Source organism: Gordonia sp. (in: high G+C Gram-positive bacteria) (assembly GCF_012515855.1).
Taxonomy (GTDB): Bacteria; Actinomycetota; Actinomycetes; order Mycobacteriales; family Mycobacteriaceae; genus Gordonia.
In genome coordinates, this window is the sequence record NZ_JAAYXO010000043.1 from 1 (window position 1) to 15897 (window position 15897).

14 protein-coding genes are annotated in these 15897 nt (G+C 67.3%); 8 read left to right on the forward strand and 6 right to left on the reverse strand.

Annotated elements, in window-relative coordinates:
* Both GX543_RS02650 and GX543_RS02655 read right to left on the reverse strand, forming a co-directional pair.
* Positions 1-326 (reverse strand): hypothetical protein (locus tag GX543_RS02650; protein WP_290849601.1); only part of this gene is annotated, 326 nt, incomplete at its 3' end.
* 183 nt (positions 327-509) lie between these two features.
* Complete coding sequence (locus GX543_RS02655; RefSeq protein ID WP_290849603.1) at positions 510-1187, reverse strand: TetR/AcrR family transcriptional regulator; 678 nt, start codon at positions 1185-1187, stop codon at positions 510-512.
* Positions 1188-1369: 182 nt separating this feature from the next.
* On the opposite strand from GX543_RS02655, the gene GX543_RS02660 reads away from it, so the two are divergent.
* From GX543_RS02660 to GX543_RS02670, 3 genes are read left to right on the forward strand one after another with little or no spacing between them, the layout of a single operon-like run.
* On the forward strand, positions 1370-2164 hold the full coding sequence (locus GX543_RS02660; RefSeq protein WP_290849605.1) for an SDR family NAD(P)-dependent oxidoreductase: 795 nt from the start codon (positions 1370-1372) through the stop codon (positions 2162-2164).
* 60 nt (positions 2165-2224) lie between these two features.
* On the forward strand, positions 2225-3352 hold the full coding sequence (locus tag GX543_RS02665; RefSeq protein ID WP_290849606.1) for a DUF5938 domain-containing protein: 1128 nt from the start codon (positions 2225-2227) through the stop codon (positions 3350-3352).
* Between the two features lie 2 nt (positions 3353-3354).
* Complete coding sequence (locus GX543_RS02670) at positions 3355-4818, forward strand: AMP-binding protein (RefSeq protein ID WP_290849621.1); 1464 nt, start codon at positions 3355-3357, stop codon at positions 4816-4818.
* 21 nt (positions 4819-4839) lie between these two features.
* On the opposite strand, the gene GX543_RS02675 is transcribed toward GX543_RS02670, so the two are convergent.
* Positions 4840-5691, reverse strand: a complete 852-nt coding sequence (locus GX543_RS02675; RefSeq protein ID WP_290849608.1) for a diacylglycerol kinase family protein — start codon at positions 5689-5691, stop codon at positions 4840-4842.
* An 11-nt stretch (positions 5692-5702) separates the two neighbouring features.
* Entirely contained in the window at positions 5703-6236 is a 534-nt protein-coding gene (locus tag GX543_RS02680) for a phosphatase PAP2 family protein (protein WP_290849610.1), read from the reverse strand.
* Positions 6237-6314: 78 nt separating this feature from the next.
* Here GX543_RS02680 and GX543_RS02685 point away from each other — a divergent pair, with 78 nt between their 5' ends.
* Positions 6315-7220, forward strand: a complete 906-nt coding sequence (locus GX543_RS02685; protein WP_290849611.1) for an SGNH/GDSL hydrolase family protein — start codon at positions 6315-6317, stop codon at positions 7218-7220.
* 239 nt (positions 7221-7459) lie between these two features.
* Positions 7460-10111 carry an acyltransferase family protein gene (locus tag GX543_RS02690; RefSeq protein WP_290849612.1) on the forward strand — a complete coding sequence of 884 codons (2652 nt, stop codon included), beginning with the start codon at positions 7460-7462 and terminating at the stop codon, positions 10109-10111.
* An 81-nt stretch (positions 10112-10192) separates the two neighbouring features.
* On the opposite strand, the gene GX543_RS02695 is transcribed toward GX543_RS02690, so the two are convergent.
* Positions 10193-11467: a competence/damage-inducible protein A gene (locus tag GX543_RS02695; protein WP_290849614.1), complete on the reverse strand. Its 1275-nt coding sequence runs from the start codon at positions 11465-11467 to the stop codon at positions 10193-10195.
* A gap of 159 nt (positions 11468-11626) precedes the next feature.
* On the opposite strand from GX543_RS02695, the gene GX543_RS02700 reads away from it, so the two are divergent.
* Both GX543_RS02700 and GX543_RS02705 read left to right on the forward strand, forming a co-directional pair.
* On the forward strand, positions 11627-12157 hold the full coding sequence (locus GX543_RS02700) for a DinB family protein (RefSeq protein WP_290849615.1): 531 nt from the start codon (positions 11627-11629) through the stop codon (positions 12155-12157).
* 63 nt (positions 12158-12220) lie between these two features.
* The gene (locus tag GX543_RS02705) at positions 12221-13072 is read left to right on the forward strand and encodes a patatin-like phospholipase family protein (protein ID WP_290849617.1); all 852 of its coding nucleotides are present in this window, start codon (positions 12221-12223) and stop codon (positions 13070-13072) included.
* A gap of 2 nt (positions 13073-13074) precedes the next feature.
* Here GX543_RS02705 and GX543_RS02710 read toward each other — a convergent pair whose 3' ends face one another.
* Positions 13075-13908 carry an aldo/keto reductase gene (locus GX543_RS02710; protein ID WP_290849619.1) on the reverse strand — a complete coding sequence of 278 codons (834 nt, stop codon included), beginning with the start codon at positions 13906-13908 and terminating at the stop codon, positions 13075-13077.
* A gap of 149 nt (positions 13909-14057) precedes the next feature.
* Here GX543_RS02710 and GX543_RS02715 point away from each other — a divergent pair, with 149 nt between their 5' ends.
* Positions 14058-15758, forward strand: coding sequence for a fumarate hydratase (locus GX543_RS02715; protein WP_290849620.1), 1701 nt, complete (start codon positions 14058-14060; stop codon positions 15756-15758).
* Positions 15759-15897: the final 139 nt, after the last annotated feature.

The following is a 15897-nucleotide window of genomic DNA, read 5'->3' on the forward strand; positions in this document are numbered from 1 at the left end:
CCGATGAAGTAGGGGTTCTTGAGTTCCCGGAACAACTCCGCGCACCGCGCATCGGACACCCCGACGCACTCCTGCAGGGGGCTACGCACCTCGATCAAGTCCCCGCTCAACTGACCGCGCAGCGCCTCCCACGCCTCTCGCGTCGGCCAACCCGGGTCGCCCGGCCGCACCCGTGAGAACGGCGCCGTCGCCGATTCACCGCCGCACGCCGAGACGGCCTGCGTCAGTAAGGGCAACAGAGCGAGTCCGCCGAGCCCCGCGAGAAATCGTCGACGACTGATCCCATGATTGGCTTCATCAGGTGTGCCTTGGTGGTCATCAGTCATGGCCGTGACGCCTCCTGTGCGCCCGATCCATGGCCACCGCCGACACGGCCGCCTGGGGCGCCGGTCTCCGAACCATAGCTCGCGACCGACAAATCTTCGGCAAACCGGACAAAGTCACCGACGGAGGGGACACCCCCGCTGTCCGCCCCAGCGGCGATTCAATGCGCCGCCCGTGGGGACTGCTCAGCCCCTCGCGGGCAGCGACTCTGACGCCACGGGCACCAACGCACCGAGCAACGCGTCGAGCTGATCGAACAGATCGTCCGCAGCGGCCGATTCCCCCGCAGCGAGGCGACGGACAGCTCGCTCGAACGGCCCGTCGAATGCCGCGTACATGCCGGGCGCGTCTAGCACCGGGACCCCACCGGCCAGCTCGGCGTATCGACTCACCACGCGCCAGATCATCGCGCAGAGCTCCTCATCGATCTCGCGAACGCCGACGACCAACAAGGGCTCGAACATCGACTGGATCCGGAGGTCGTACCAGAGCTTGTGCGTGGGGAGTTCATCCACCGCGGTGTCGACGAGGCGCCGGACGAAACGCTGCCGCAGGGTCTCCGCGTCGTCGACATCATCGAGGACGTCGTCGTACGCCGCGACGCACTCGGCCTTGTACAGCCGAACACAGTGGGTGATCAGGTCGAGCTTGTCGGCGAAGTAGTAGTGCAGGACGCCGTGACTGTATTCGGAGTTCGCGGCGATGTCACGCAGGCTCGTCCCCGCGTAGCCGAGTTCAGACAGGGTCTTGAACGCTGCGCGCGCGAGTTCCTCCCGCTTGGCAGCGACCTTGCTGCTGCGCTTGGCCATCCCACGTTCGGCAGGCGCCGACAACACGACCGATTCGATCGTCTCCGCGGTCATCCGCCACCTCCTTCCACGCCCTGAAACGGCACGCGTCCTTGAAGGATAGCCGGTGCGACGATGGCCGACGACCAGGCACAGCCGGAAACCTTTGACAGTTGTCCAAGTTTTCCCTTGACGATCGTCCAGACTGCGCTAACGTGACTCACGCCACAACTTTCCTTCGAGGTACGGAGAAATCAATGAGCGCATTCGATCTCACGGGACGGCGAGCCCTGGTCACCGGCGGAGCACAGGGGCTGGGCGAAGGCATGGCCCGCGCGCTCGCTGCGGCAGGCGCCCGGGTCGTCATCGGCGACCTCCAGACCGATGCGGCGAGCGCCGTCGCCGCATCCCTGGGCGAGGGACACGGCGCCGTGACCCTCGACGTCACCGACGACGCCGCATGGGAATCGGCCGTCGGCGAGGCGACGGCCATGCTCGGCGGCCTGGACGTGGTCGTGAACAACGCGGGCGTCGAGATCAGCGGCCTGATGACCGAGGTGACCACCGCCGAGATCCGGACTCAGCTCGACGTGAACATCCTGGGCACGGCACTCGGCATCAAACATGCCCTGCGCACCATGCGTCCCGGCGGCGCAGCGGGATCCGGTGGCGTGATCATCAACGTCGCGTCGGTCGCCGCGACCATCGCGTTCCCCGGCATCGGCATCTACTCTGCCACCAAGTCCGCCATCGACCGCATGACGCGAGTCGCGGCGATGGAGGCGGGCAAGCTCAGCTACGGCGTTCGGGTGAACTGCGTCTACCCCGGCCTCGTCCCCACCGAGATGGGGACCGGGCTCGCGAACGACATGGCCCAACTCGGCCTGTTCGCCTCGCCGCAGCAGGCCGTCGAGACAGTCGTCGAACTCACCCCGAGCGGGCGTCTCGGCGAGGTCACCGACATCGCCGACGCCGTCACCTTCCTCGCCTCCGACGCCGCCCGCTTCGTCAACGGAGCCGGACTCCCCGTAGACGGCGGCATGGGCATGTAGCCCCACCCACCAGTTGGTTCCACACCCGACAGCACGCCTTCCCCAGAAAGCAGGAGCACCATGAGTACCAAACCAGTCATCGTGTACGGAGCCTCCGGATACACCGGTCGCCTGATCTGCGAGTTCCTTCGCCAGTACAACGTCCCGTTCACCGCTGCTGGACGCAACGCCGCCACCCTGACCGACTCGATGACCTCGCACGTGCCCGGCATCGAGACCGCCGACTACGAGGTGGTCGAAGTGGAGCACTCGGTGGAAGCACTCACCGAGCTGTTCAGCGGAAGCTCCGTGGTACTCAACACCGTCGGCCCCTTCATGAAACTCGGCGACCCCGTCGTACAGGCCGCGTTGGCCGTCGGCGCGCATTACACGGACACGACCGGCGAACAGGACTGGCTGCTGCACTGCGACGAGACGTACGGCACTCAGTTCGCGGCGGCCGGACTGCTGATCGCGCCCGGCATCGCCCAGATGTACACCACCGGTGAGATCGCCGCGCAGATCGCCCTCGAGACCCCGGGGCTCGACACCCTCGACATCGCCGTGTTCTGGGGAGGCAGTCCCACGATCGCCTCCACCCGCACGATCCTCGTGAACGCGGCCGGCGGGGCCGCCTATCACCTGGCCGACAACGAATACGTTCCATTCGATCCCGCGCAGGGCCTCGTTCCGCTGGTGGTTCCCGGACAGCACGAGCTCGCGCAATCTCTTCCCTGGGGAGGGACGTCGCACCCGGTCTGGTTCAAGCGCGATCCCCGAGTGGCCACGTGCAAGGCCCAAGGCGGCGTCTTCAACGCGGCGCTGATGCAGAACGTTCCGCTCATCGTCGCCGACGCGCTCGAAGCGACGAAGGACATGACGCCCGACGAGCGCGATGCCGCGCTCGATGCGGTGGCCGCGCAGGTGATGAACACGATGCCGCCGCGCGAGAACCCCCGCACCCACAAGTCACTGGACTCCGTCCACGCGTCCGGACCGCTGGGGCGTGCCCACGTGGTGATTCACGGCAACAACAACTACCAGCAGACGGGCCTGCTCCAGGCGTATGCCGCCTACAGCCTGCTGCAGCAACCGCCGAAGCGCGTCGGACTGGCTTCCGGGTGCCAGGCGTTCGGGCATCGCGAGCTCGAGGGCGTCCTCAAGGCCTTCGGGTTCATCTCGAATCCCATCGTCACGGTGCAGCAGTGACGATGATCGTCCCGCGCCTGCCGGACACTCGGGCGGCCGCCGCCCCGACCGCACCCGCTGTCGCCGATGACGCCCTCGCCCTCGACAACCGCCGGTTCGCCGAGGCCGTCGGCCACGCGGCGGGTCGCCTTCGGGACGCGGGCGTCGGTCCCGGCGACGTGGTCGGGCTCCTGCTTCCCAATCGGGTCGAGCTGCTCATCGCGGTGTTCGCCGCCTGGCGTCTCAGCGCCGCCGTGACACCGGTGAACCCCGCCCTCGCTCCGCCCGAGGTCGCTTTCCAGACCTCCGACGCCGGGGTCGGGGTGGTGGTCGTCGAACCGGGAGCATCCGTGGACCTGCCCGGCGTCACCCTGATCGAGTGCTCGGATCTCCTCGCGTCCACGACCCACGCCGACGCCGTGGACGTCCAGCCGACCCAGGTAGCGCTCCTCATCTACACCGCGGGCACCACGGGAACACCCAAGGGCGTGATGATCACCCACGGCAACATCGACGCGATGACGTCGACGTTCGTCGATCACTTCGCGTTCACCGCCGACGACCACAGCCTGCTGGTACTCCCCCTGTTCCACGCCAACGGCGTGGTGCTGGGAACGCTGTCCCCGCTCCGCGCCGGCGGGCAGGCGACGATCGTCGGACGCTTCAACGCGGAGTCGTTCTTCCCCGCCGTCGAGAAGCACCGACCGACCTACTTCTCAGCGGTGCCCGCCATCTACGCGATGTTGACGGCACTGCCCGACGACGTCGTGCCGGACACCTCGTCGTTGCGCTTCGGAATCTGCGGTGCGGCACCGATGCCAGCGGATCTGATCGGCCGGTTCGAAGACCGCTACGGCGTGCCGATCGTCGAGGGATACGGCCTGTCGGAGACGACGACCGCCTCCGCCATCAATCCCGTGCACGGACTCCGGAAGCCGGGCACGGTCGGACCGCCGCTCCCCGGCCAACGCATCCGGATCGTCGACGCGGAGCTGCAGGACGTCCCGGCAGGCGCCACGGGCGAGGTGCTGATCGCGGGCGAAGTAGTCATGGCCGGGTATTTGAACCGACCCGAGGCCACGGCCGACACCGTCGTCGACGGCTGGTTGCGCACCGGCGACGTCGGGCGGTTCGACGGCGACGGGTGTCTGCAGTTGGTCGACCGCGTCAAGGACATGATCATCCGCGGCGGCGAGAATCTGTATCCGAAGGAGATCGAGAACCAGATCTATCGCCATGCGGACGTGTTCGAGGCCGCCGTGGTGGGCCGACCTCACGACGTCCTGGGAGAAGTCCCGATCGCCTACGTCTCGTTCCGGTCCGGCACCCGGACCACCACCGACGACGTCGCGGCCTCGCTCCGAGAGGAGTTGGCCAAGGTGAAGCAACCGGTCGAGATCATCGAGCTCGACGACATCCCGAAGAACCCCGTCGGCAAGATCGACAAACCCGCCCTGCGACGACTGGACTCCGACAACCGGCGTTGAGCCGACTCAGATCGCCCCAGCTCAGATCACCCGCAGCACCCCCGGGTGGATCCGATACCGGAGCGGCGTCGCGAGCGAGGTGAGCTCTCCGTCGTGCGAGACGGAGACGAAGGTTCGCTTGGTCTCGATGGTGAACTCGGTACCGTAGTGATCCTCGAAGTCGCTGGCGTGTTTCAGCGAGCGGACGAACACCAGGTGCAGGCCGAGTTTGAACATCGACCACCGCCGTTTGCCCGCGACCACGAACATCGACAGGGTTCCCTCGTCGAGTCGCTCGCGACGGAAGCCGCCGTCGAACCCGTCGACGGGATAGCGGTTGTTCCCGACGAAGATGATCGGTGTCGTGAACTCCATGCCCTCGGCCTCGACGCGGTAGCTCTTGAACCGCCAGAAGGCTTTGACCGTCGCTATCGCGGCCGACGACCACTTGCCGTGCAGCGATTCGAGCGACTGTCGTTCGCGCAAGGTGGTCGAGTAGAGGCCGATGCTGGAGTTGTTGACGAAGTAGACGTCGTTCACGCTCGCGATGTCGACCTGACGGGCCGACGTCGACGCCGCGCGCGCCAGCGCTTCGTCGATGTCCTGCGGGACCCCGAGGTCCTTGGTGAAGTTGTTCAGGGTGCCGCCGGGAATGGGAACCAGCGTTGCGTCGGTGTGCGCGACCAACCCGGCGACGGCGCTGACCGTGCCGTCGCCGCCGATCGCGAGGATGGTGCGCCCGTCGGCGAGATGCGGGTGCAGGTCCCGCTCGAGGTCGCTTCCCACCGCCACCGCGTCGGTCACCTCGATCCCGGCGGCCTCACACTTGGCTCGGATATCCGCGATCGGGAGGGCGGATCCGGACTGCGCGTTGTGCACTACGACGACTCTCATGGCCTCGCCTCTCACTGCAGCGGCTTCACGACGACGATGATGAGCACCAAGGCGACACCTCCCAGGAGCCAGCCGGCGATGACATCGGTGGGGAAATGCGCTCCCAGATACACGCGGGAGACCCCGATGAGGAAGATCAGCAGGCCGAGCGCGACGACGACGATCGCACTCCAGGGTTGCGGCAGCAGCCGCCAGGCGAGATACGCCAACAGGCCGTACGCGACCATCGATCCGGCAGCGTGGCCGCTCGGGAAGCTGTGGGTCCGCAACGGCATCGCGAGCGCGTAATCGGACAGCGGTCGCTCCCGTTCCACCGCGAGCTTGATCAACGAATTGATCCCGACGGTGAGCCACACCCCGCCGCCGGCGAGCGCCATCCGCAGACTGTGACGGAAGTACGCGGCCACCACCACGCCGAAGCCGATCGCCATGGTGACCGTCGGACTCCCCAGCAGGGTCACGACCAGGAAGACGGGTTTGAGGCCCACCGGCAGCGCGACCACCGCTCGCGCCACCTGTGCATCGAACGTATGAATCGACCTCATGTGCCGACCCTACTGTGACCGATTCGCAACTGCCACACCTTGCGACACCTGTTACCAGTGAGGTGAAATAGGTCCATTGTGACTATTGAGACTTCGCAGCCGATGCCGCACACCCGCTCCAAGCTCCGCCGGGTCGCCCTGACCACGACCGCCGTGGCGGCCGCGGCGAGCATCGGGGTACTGACCGCACCCACGGCCTCGGCGGACCCCGCCGCCCAGCTCCCGACCGCCGCGGCCTCGATCCTCGACGTCGCGACGCAGGCACTGCTGGAGAACCTGCCGCAGGCGTCGAACGGCTCCATCGACCTGCCGTCGATCTTCAGCCTCCTCCCCGGCACCCCTAACACCCCCGGCGCCCCGAGAACCGAACAGGCACCCGGGACCACCGCCCCCGCCGGGCGACAGACGACCTGCCAGAGCGTGGTCCACATCGGCGACTCGACTTCGGTGGGCATCGACGGCGCAAACATCTCCACGGCCGCCGACCGCCTGACGCCGCAGTACCAGAGCGTCGGCGTCAAGAAGGTGGTCCTGGACGCGCTCGGCGGCCGATCGATCGTCGAGAAGGTGAACGGCGAGCCCAACGCGGTCGACGCCATCACCGCCAAGCAGGCCGAGGGCAACCGCGGGTGCTGGGTGATCTCAATGGGCGTCAACGACGCCGCCAACATCGCGGTGGGCAGTTCCGTCGGCGCCGACGAACGGATCGACCGCGTCATGGCGAAGCTGACCGGCCAGCAGGTGTTGTGGCCGACGGTGATGACCGGCAACCCCAGCAACGCCGCCTACGCGTCGAAGAACATGGTCGCGTTCAACGACGCGTTGAAGCGCGCGGCGGCCCGCTACCCGAACCTGCAGGTGTACGACTTCGCCAAGGACGCCCAGCCCGGCTGGTACTCCGACGGCATCCACTACTCCGAAGCCGGGCTGGTCGCCCGAAACAAGCTGTTCGCGGCCGCGCTGGCCGCCGCGTTCCCGAAGTAGGGCACGGCCCGTCGACGTGTGACGCATCCGCGTTACCGCGGGACCAGAGTGAGGATTGTCACTCCGCAAAGTGCCTGGACGCTCCCACGTTCAACCGATCGAATGCACCGTTTCCGTGATAGCGGGCCTACCATTGAGCGCTGGTGCCTGCCGTCGATCGCCACCGCTGAGGTGGCAGATCGGCCGGGGGCGGTGCCACGACTTGTTCAGTACTGCGTTACAGGGGGTGCGACCGGCGGATGCCTCGCCCGATTCACAATGCCTCGTCGTATCTTCCGGGGCTCGACGGAATCCGCGCGCTCGCGGTCACGCTGGTCCTTCTCTACCATTTGTCGGTTCCCGGCTTCTCCGGTGGACTGATGGGCGTCGGGGTGTTCTTCACCCTGAGCGGCTACCTGATCACCTCGCTGCTGATCTCGTCGCACGAGAAGCACGGCAATCTCGGACTGAACACCTTCTGGATCCGCCGGTTCCGGCGCCTGATGCCCGCGGTCATTCTGATGTTGATCGCCACGCTCGGCACCGCTGCGATCGTCGTGCCGCAGAAGTTGGGCGAGTACTCGTGGGAGGCGCTGACCGCGCTGTTCTACGTCAACAACTGGTACATGATCGGCACCGACCAGTCGTACTTCGGCAGGTTCGAGGGTCCCAGCCCGCTCAGCCACATGTGGTCGCTGTCGATCGAAGAGCAGTTCTACATCGTGTGGCCGCTGCTCCTGGCACTGATGTTCCTGATCCTGCGACGACGCATGCTGATCACCGGGTTCATCGTCCTGCTGTCGATCGGGTCGTTCTGGCTGCTGTCCGAGGTGGCCCTCGTCGGGTTCGACAACACCCGCGCCTATGAGGGCACCGACACCCGCGCAGGCGGCCTGCTGCTCGGTGCCGCCCTCGCCTTCTGGTGGCCCGCGCGCAAACACAAGGTCTCCGAGAACGGCCGCGCCTTCATCGACGCGCTCGGTCTTGCGGGCATCGCAGGCATCGTCTACCTCAGCATGTCGATGCCCGGCACCTCTCCCGACCTCTACACCTGGGGGCTGCTGGCCCTGACCTTCGCCACCATGGCCGTCCTGGTGGCTGCCGTGACCCCGGCGACTCTGGCCGCGAAGCTGCTCAGCGTTCAACCGATGCGCTGGATCGGCGAACGGTCGTACGGCATCTACCTCTGGCACATGCCGCTGGTCGCCTTCCTGCCCGCCACTTTGCGGTCGGAGTCGAAACTGGCCAGCGCGGCGATCGTGGTGGTCGGGACCCTGCTCCTCGCAACCTTGTCGTGGCGCTATGTCGAGGATCCGATCCGCCGCTACGGCTTCAAGAAGGCCTTCACCACTCCCCGACCCGCGGAGGAAAAGTTGCTCGCCCAACTGATCGCAGCGCTCGCGTCGCTGTTCGCCGCCATCACCAGCGGGCTCAACCGCCTGCTCGCCAAGGTGCAGGGCGGTGCCACCAGCACCGCTCCCGCATCCGAGCCGGCGGTCGAAGCTCCCGCCGCCGAACCCGCTCCGGTCGAGGCTGAAGCGGAACCGGTGCCGACCGCCACCGCGTGGGACGCCGCGGTCCCGTCGTCGCTGGAACCGGCACCGCTGGTCGAAGAGGCGGTCAACGTCACCTGGCCGCCGGTCGAAGAGCAGGAAGTCGACCTCACTCCGCCGCCGGATGAGTCCGACGTCGACGCAATTGACATCGACGCAGCGGACGAGACCTCCGACACCGACGCACCCGACACCGAGACCTCCGCCGCCGAGCAGCCCGTCCACACCCCTCCCAGCGAGGCGCCGACACGCAGTTTCGCGGCCATCACCGTCCCGGTCGATGCCGAGGAGGCAGTCGAGGCCGACGAGTCCCCCGCCGACGTCGAGGAGAAGCCCGAGCCGGTCGAGCAACCCGTGACGCTGGCCTACTCGGCCGTTCCCGACACCGAGCCCACCGCCGAGCCGTCGGCCGTCGAGCCGGTCACGTCTGCCGTCGACCTGCCTCCGGCTCCCGAGCCCGCCGACTCCGCCCCCGAGGCGGAAACCGAGTCGGCGCGGCGTTCGCCCGCACGCGCCGTCCTCACCATGGTCGTCGTGATCGGCGTGGCCCTGGCCACGATGGTCGGCGTCGCCCGCCTGAATCCGAACCTGCCGGTGATCAGCGCCCTGGCCGGCGACACCAGCGGACTCGACGACAGCGGCATCGAAGACATCGACGAGGGCCCCAAGCCCGCGGTGGTCGGACCGATGCTCCCGGCCTCCCAGCGTCGTACCAGCTGCACCACGCTGATTCACGTCGGCGACTCGACGTCGATCGGTATGAACGCCGCCGAGCTGCAGCCGAATGCGGCCCTGCGTCTGTCCGGCCGCTACGCGTCGGTCGGTGTGAAGAAGTACATCTCCGACGTCGTCGGCGGCCGTTCGAGCATCGAGGAAGTCGACGGCGAGCCCAACGCGCACGATTCCATCCTGGCCGACATCCAGCGCGGCGCCAGCGGCTGCTGGGTGATGGCGATGGGTATCAACGACACCGCCAACATGGAGGTCGGCGGGCCCGGTCCCCTCGACATGCGCATCGATCGGTTGCTGGAGCCGTTGAAGGGCGAGCCAGTCCTGTGGCCCACCGTCATCACCAACTCCCTCAACCAGAACCCCGCCTACAACAACCGGGCGATGCAGCGTTTCAACCGCGCCCTGGTCCGCGCCTGCAAGCGCTACCCCAACCTGCGCGTCTACGACTGGGCCGACGAGGCCAAGCAGGAGTGGTTCAAAGACGGCGTCCACTACACCGACGCCGGTTACATCGAGCGGGCCCGCCGCTTCGCCGTCGCCGTCGCGACGATGTTCCCCAAGGACGACGTCCCGCCCGCCGGGTGCGTGCTCAAATCCACCAGCGCAGTGGAGAAGAAGCCGGTCTGACCGGCGCCTCCAGATCCGCGTAGTTCGCCGTCAGAAGCTGGATTCTGAATCCAGCTTCTGACGGCGAGTTCCGCGGATCCCTCAGACCGCTCCCCGCAGCGCCCGTTCCACCATGTGCAGCGCCGTCGACGTCGCCAGGCGTCGGACGGTCGCACGGTCGCCGGGCAGCGTCCGAGTGGTGGTCACGGTGTCGCGGCCGTCGATCGCCAGCCCGAAGCACACGGTGCCCACCGGCTTCCCGGGACGAGCACCGCCCGGACCGGCGATCCCAGTGGTCGAGACCGCGATGTCGGCGCCGAGCACGTGTCGCGCGCCCTCGGCCATCGCCTTGGCCACCGGCTCGCTGACGGCACCGAGTTCCTCGATCAACTCGGAGGGCACGCCGAGCACTCCGGATTTCACCTCATTGGCGTACGAGACGATGCCGCCGAGCATGTACGACGACGACCCCGGCCGGTCGGTGAGCGCCGCCGCCACCATCCCGCCGGTGCACGACTCCGCGGTGCCGATGGTGCGATCGCCGAGCAGCTCGGCGAGAACGGCGTCGATGGTCGCGCCGTCGGTGGAGTAGACGCGATCGCCGTGGCTCGCCAGGATCGCCTGCTCCAGCGAGCGGTAGGCGGGCGTCGCGGCGACGTCGAAGCGGGTGACGATCTCGAGTTCGCCGCCGCTCATGCAGGTGGTGATCTCCAGCTCGTCGAAGCCGTCGATGGACTTCTCCGCAGCGCGCAGCGAGACCGCCAGATCGGCCTCCGACAGTCCGTAGGCGCGAAGGGTGCGCTGGTCGTAGACGCCGCGTCCGGCGATCGCGGCAACGACCGCGTCGGAGCTGATCGCCGCGGGCCACATCGTCTGCACCTCGTGTGGCGGGCCGGGCAGCACCAGTATCGCCGGCATGCCGTCAGTCGCTGGAACGGCGACGCCGGGAGCCGTTCCCGTCGGCGGAATCGCCTGCGCGCCTTCGGGAATCAATGCCTGCTTGTCGATCGCGGCGACCACCGATGGCGGCAGGTCGTCGTGGTACTTGCGCCAGTTGCGGATCACCGATTCGATCACCGTCCGAATCTCGAGGTCCGGATGCAGGGCACGGCCGGTGAACTCGCCGACCGCAGCGACCGTGAGATCGTCGGCGGTGGGACCGAGGCCACCGGTTGTGATGATCAGGTCGACGCGCTGGTCGGCGAGGAACTGCAATTGCGCCGCGAGGTCGGCGGGGCGGTCGCCGCAGATGGTGATGTGTGCGACGTCGACGCCGAGTTGCAACAGCTGATCGGCGACCCACGGACCGTTACGGTCGGCGATCCGTCCACTCAGGACTTCGGTTCCGGTGACGACGATTCCCGCGCGTGTGCTCACCCTTTCGAGGCTACGTCGTCACATCGACCGCCGCCCGGTTCCCATTCCCCTACCTCGTTCATCTCTACGCCCGACACGGAACCGCACTTTCTTGCCTTGATCAGGCGCACATCCTCGTCCCACGACCGGTCGTCCACGACGTGGAACTAGGCTGGGAACATGACTATCGAGCCGGATACCAAGGATTGGACCTGGGTCATCCAGCTGCAGTGCGAAGAATGCGGTTTCGATCCGGCCGAGTTTCGGCGCGCGGAGATCGTCTCCCGGATCGCAGCGACCGCCGACGGATGGCGCGCAGTCCTGGCCCGTCCGGACGTGCGGGTGCGGCCGAACCCGTCCACGTGGTCGCCCCTGGAGTACGCCTGCCATGTCCGCGACGTGAATGCGGTGATGACCGAACGCTTGGAGATGATGCTTCGCGCCCAGCCGGTCACCTTCCCCGACTGGGATCAGAACGAGGCCGAGAACGAGGCCACCTACAACGCGCAGAATCCCGAGCACGTCGGCGATCAACTCGAGGCCGCGACCGCCGGATTCGCCGAGCTGTACCGGTTGGTCGGCGACGACGCGTGGTCGCGGCAAGGCATGCGCGGCAACGGTTCTCCCTTCACCATCGAGACGCTCGGCATCTACGCGGTGCACGATCTGGAGCATCATCGGCGCGACGTCGGGCTCCCCGCCCGATCCTGAACGGCACGGCCTCGATGCCGTCGCGACACCACCCGTCCTATCGTGAAGACAGGAGGTGACGTCATGACAGTGGCCTTTGTCCTTTCCGGTGGAGCCAATCTCGGCGCCCTGCAGGTCGGAATGCTGCGTGCGCTGATGGAACGCGAGGTGGAGCCGGACTTCCTGGTGGGCACCTCCGTCGGCGCGCTGAACGCCGGCTACATCGCGGGCCGCGGCTTGCGGCCCGACGTGGTGGACGACCTCGGCGAGATCTGGCGTGGCCTGCACACCTGGCAGCTCTTTCCGCCCAGCCCGCGCCGCATCGTCAGTGTCCTCCGCGGACACCAGGCCGCACTCTTCGGCGACCAGGGCCTGCGACTCCTGACCAAGCGACACCTCACCCTCGAGCGGATCGAAGACGCCCTCATCCCCCTCACGGTGGTGGCGACCGACCTGCTGACCGGCAACGAAGTCGACATCCGCTCCGGTCCGGCGGCCGACGCGATCATCGCCAGTTCCGCGATCCCGGGTCTGCTGCCCGCGGTCGAGTGGGACGGCCGCCTGCTGATCGACGGCGGCATCGCCGACAACACCGCGATATCGAACGCCGTCGAAGCGGGCGCCGACACCATCTATGTGCTGCCGTCGGGGTACCCGTGTGCCCTCGTCGAACCGCCGACCAGCATCACCGGCACGCTGCTGCACACGATGACGCTGCTGATCCACAAGCGACTGGTCCGCGACATCCGCGAGTACACCGGCGCCGCCGAACTGATCGTCCTCCCGCCGCCGTGTCCGCTGGAGGTGGGCCCGCTGGACTTCTCCCGTGCCGACGAACTCATCGATCGAGGCTACGAGGCCTCCGCAGCCTTCCTGAAGACCGACGGTGGTCGGCGGCGAGCTCCCGCCGACCACATCGACCTACACCAGCACTAGCACTAACTGCGTTTGCCGTTGAAGGTCGCCGGGTTCATACCGATCCGACCATCGGCCTCGAGTGCGGTGACGGCATCCATCTCCGCGGCCGACAGCTCGAAACCGAAGAGGTCGAAGTTCGACGCGATGCGCGACGGGGTCACCGACTTCGGGATCACGATGGTCCCGTTCTGGACATGCCAGCGCAGCACCACCTGAGCGGGCGAGACACCGTGCCGCTCCGCCGCCTCGACGACCGCCGGGGCGGTCAGCGCACGACCCTGCGCCAGCGGACTCCAGGCCTCGGTCGCGATGCCGTACCGGCGATCGGCCTCGACCGACGCCCGATTCTGAAACGCCGGGTGAAGCTCGATCTGGTTGACCGCCGGGACCTTCCCACCGAGCGCGACGACCCGATCGAGATGCTCCGGCAGGAAGTTCGAGACGCCTACCGAGCGCGTCTTGGCCGTGTCGAGTTCACTGAACTGGGCCCATGTGTCGAGGTAGTCGTCGGTGGCCGGGGCGGGCCAGTGGATCAGGTACAGGTCGACGTAGTCGAGGTCGAGCCGCTCCAGGCTGGCGTCGAGCGCCGCCTCCGCCTTGCCCGGCCCGAAATCGGAGATCCAGAGTTTGGTGGTGATGAACAGGTCGTCGCGCGCGACTCCCGACGCGGCGAGGGCGCGTCCGACGCCGGTCTCATTGCCGTAGATCATCGCGGTGTCGATGCTGCGATATCCGCACTCCAGCGCGGCCTCGACGGCCACCTGCGCGCCGTCGTCCGGCACCTGGAAGACGCCGAATCCGAGCTGTGGCATCGCGACGCCGTTGTTGAGAGTAATGGTGGGGACCTGCGTCATGTCGTCTCCTGCTGGTTCCGAATTGAAGTCGTGAGCGCGTGACCGCTGCCTTCCGTCCTACAGACTTCCCGCATGCGCCGCCAGAGACAAGGATCACGCGGAGACGACGGCAGGCAAGCGCGCTTAGCGCGAGCGTTATCATGACAGCCGTGAGTGAATCAGCTTCAGCCCCCGAATTCCTCTACTCCGACCTCCTCCCGATCGGTGAAGACGACACCCCCTACCGCCTCATCACGACCGAAGGCGTCTCGACCATCGAGGTCGACGGCCAGACCTTCCTCAAGGTGAGTCCGGAAGCGATCCGCACCCTGACCGCAGAGGCGATGCACGACATCAGCCACTACCTGCGGCCCGCGCACCTCGCTCAGCTCCGGAAGATCATCGACGACCCGGAGGCCTCGGGCAACGACCGCTTCGTTGCGCTCGACCTCCTCAAGAACGTCAACATCTCCGCGGGCGGCGTGCTGCCGATGTGCCAGGACACCGGCACCGCGATCGTGATGGGCAAGAAGGCCGAAGGCGTGCTGACCGGCATCGACGACGCCGAGCACATCAGCCGCGGCGTGTACGACGCGTACACCAAGCTCAACCTGCGCTACTCGCAGCTGGCGCCGCTGACCACCTACGACGAGAAGAACACCGGCACCAACCTGCCGGCCCAGGTGGAGATCTACGCGACCGAGCAGGGGCCCAAGGGTCCCGAGTACAAGTTCCTCTTCATGGCCAAGGGCGGCGGCTCCGCCAACAAGTCGTTCCTGTTCCAGGAGACCAAGGCCATCCTGAACCCCAAGCGCATGCTGGAGTTCCTCGACGAGAAGATCCGCTCGCTCGGCACCGCAGCCTGCCCGCCCTACCACCTCGCGGTGGTCATCGGCGGCACGTCGGCCGAGTTCGCCCTCAAGACCGCCAAGTACGCCTCGGCGCACTACCTCGACAACCTGCCGACCGAGGGGTCGATGGCCGCCAACGGCTTCCGCGACACCGAGCTCGAAGAAGAGGTCTTCAAGCTCACGCAGTCGTTCGGCATCGGCGCACAGTTCGGCGGCAAGTACTTCTGCCACGACGTCCGCGTGGTCCGACTGCCCCGCCACGGCGCCTCGTGCCCGGTGGCCATCGCCGTCTCGTGCTCGGCCGACCGCCAGGCGCTCGGCAAGATCACCGCCGACGGCGTCTTCCTGGAGCAGCTCGAGACCGACCCCGCGCAGTACATGCCGGACGCGGGCGTGGCCGAGGACATCGCAGGCGGCGAGGTCGTCGCGATCGACCTCAACCGCCCGATGGACGAGATCCTCGCCGAGCTCTCCAAGCACCCGGTCAAGACCCGCCTGTCGCTGACCGGCCCGCTGGTGGTGGCCCGCGACATCGCGCACGCCAAGATCAAGGAGCGCCTGGACGCCGGCGAGCCGATGCCGGAGTACCTGAAGAACCACCCCGTGTACTACGCCGGACCGGCCAAGACCCCGGAGGGCATGGCGTCGGGTTCGTTCGGCCCCACCACCGCGGGCCGCATGGACAGCTACGTGGAGCAGTTCCAGGCCGCGGGCGGTTCCATGGTGATGCTCGCCAAGGGCAACCGCTCCAAGCAGGTCACCCAGGCCTGCGACGCGCACGGCGGCTTCTACCTCGGCTCCATCGGCGGCCCGGCGGCACGACTGGCGCTCGACTGCATCAAGAGCCAGGAAGTCATCGAGTACCCCGAGCTGGGCATGGAAGCGGTCTGGAAGATCGAGGTCGAGAACTTCCCCGCCTTCATCGTGGTGGACGACAAGGGCAACGACTTCTTCACCGACCCCGGCGGCAGCGTCAGCATCCCCCTGAGCGGCATCCGTATCCGCTCCAAGGAGCGCTAGAAGATTCCGATACAACTTCGGCGACTTTCCGGTTCCTGTGAACCGGAAAGTCGCCGAAGTTGTCCAAAGAATCAGCGCTCGCGGTCGACGTTCGCCATCTTCAGCACGTCGAGGCGACGATCGAGCTCCGCTTCCGACA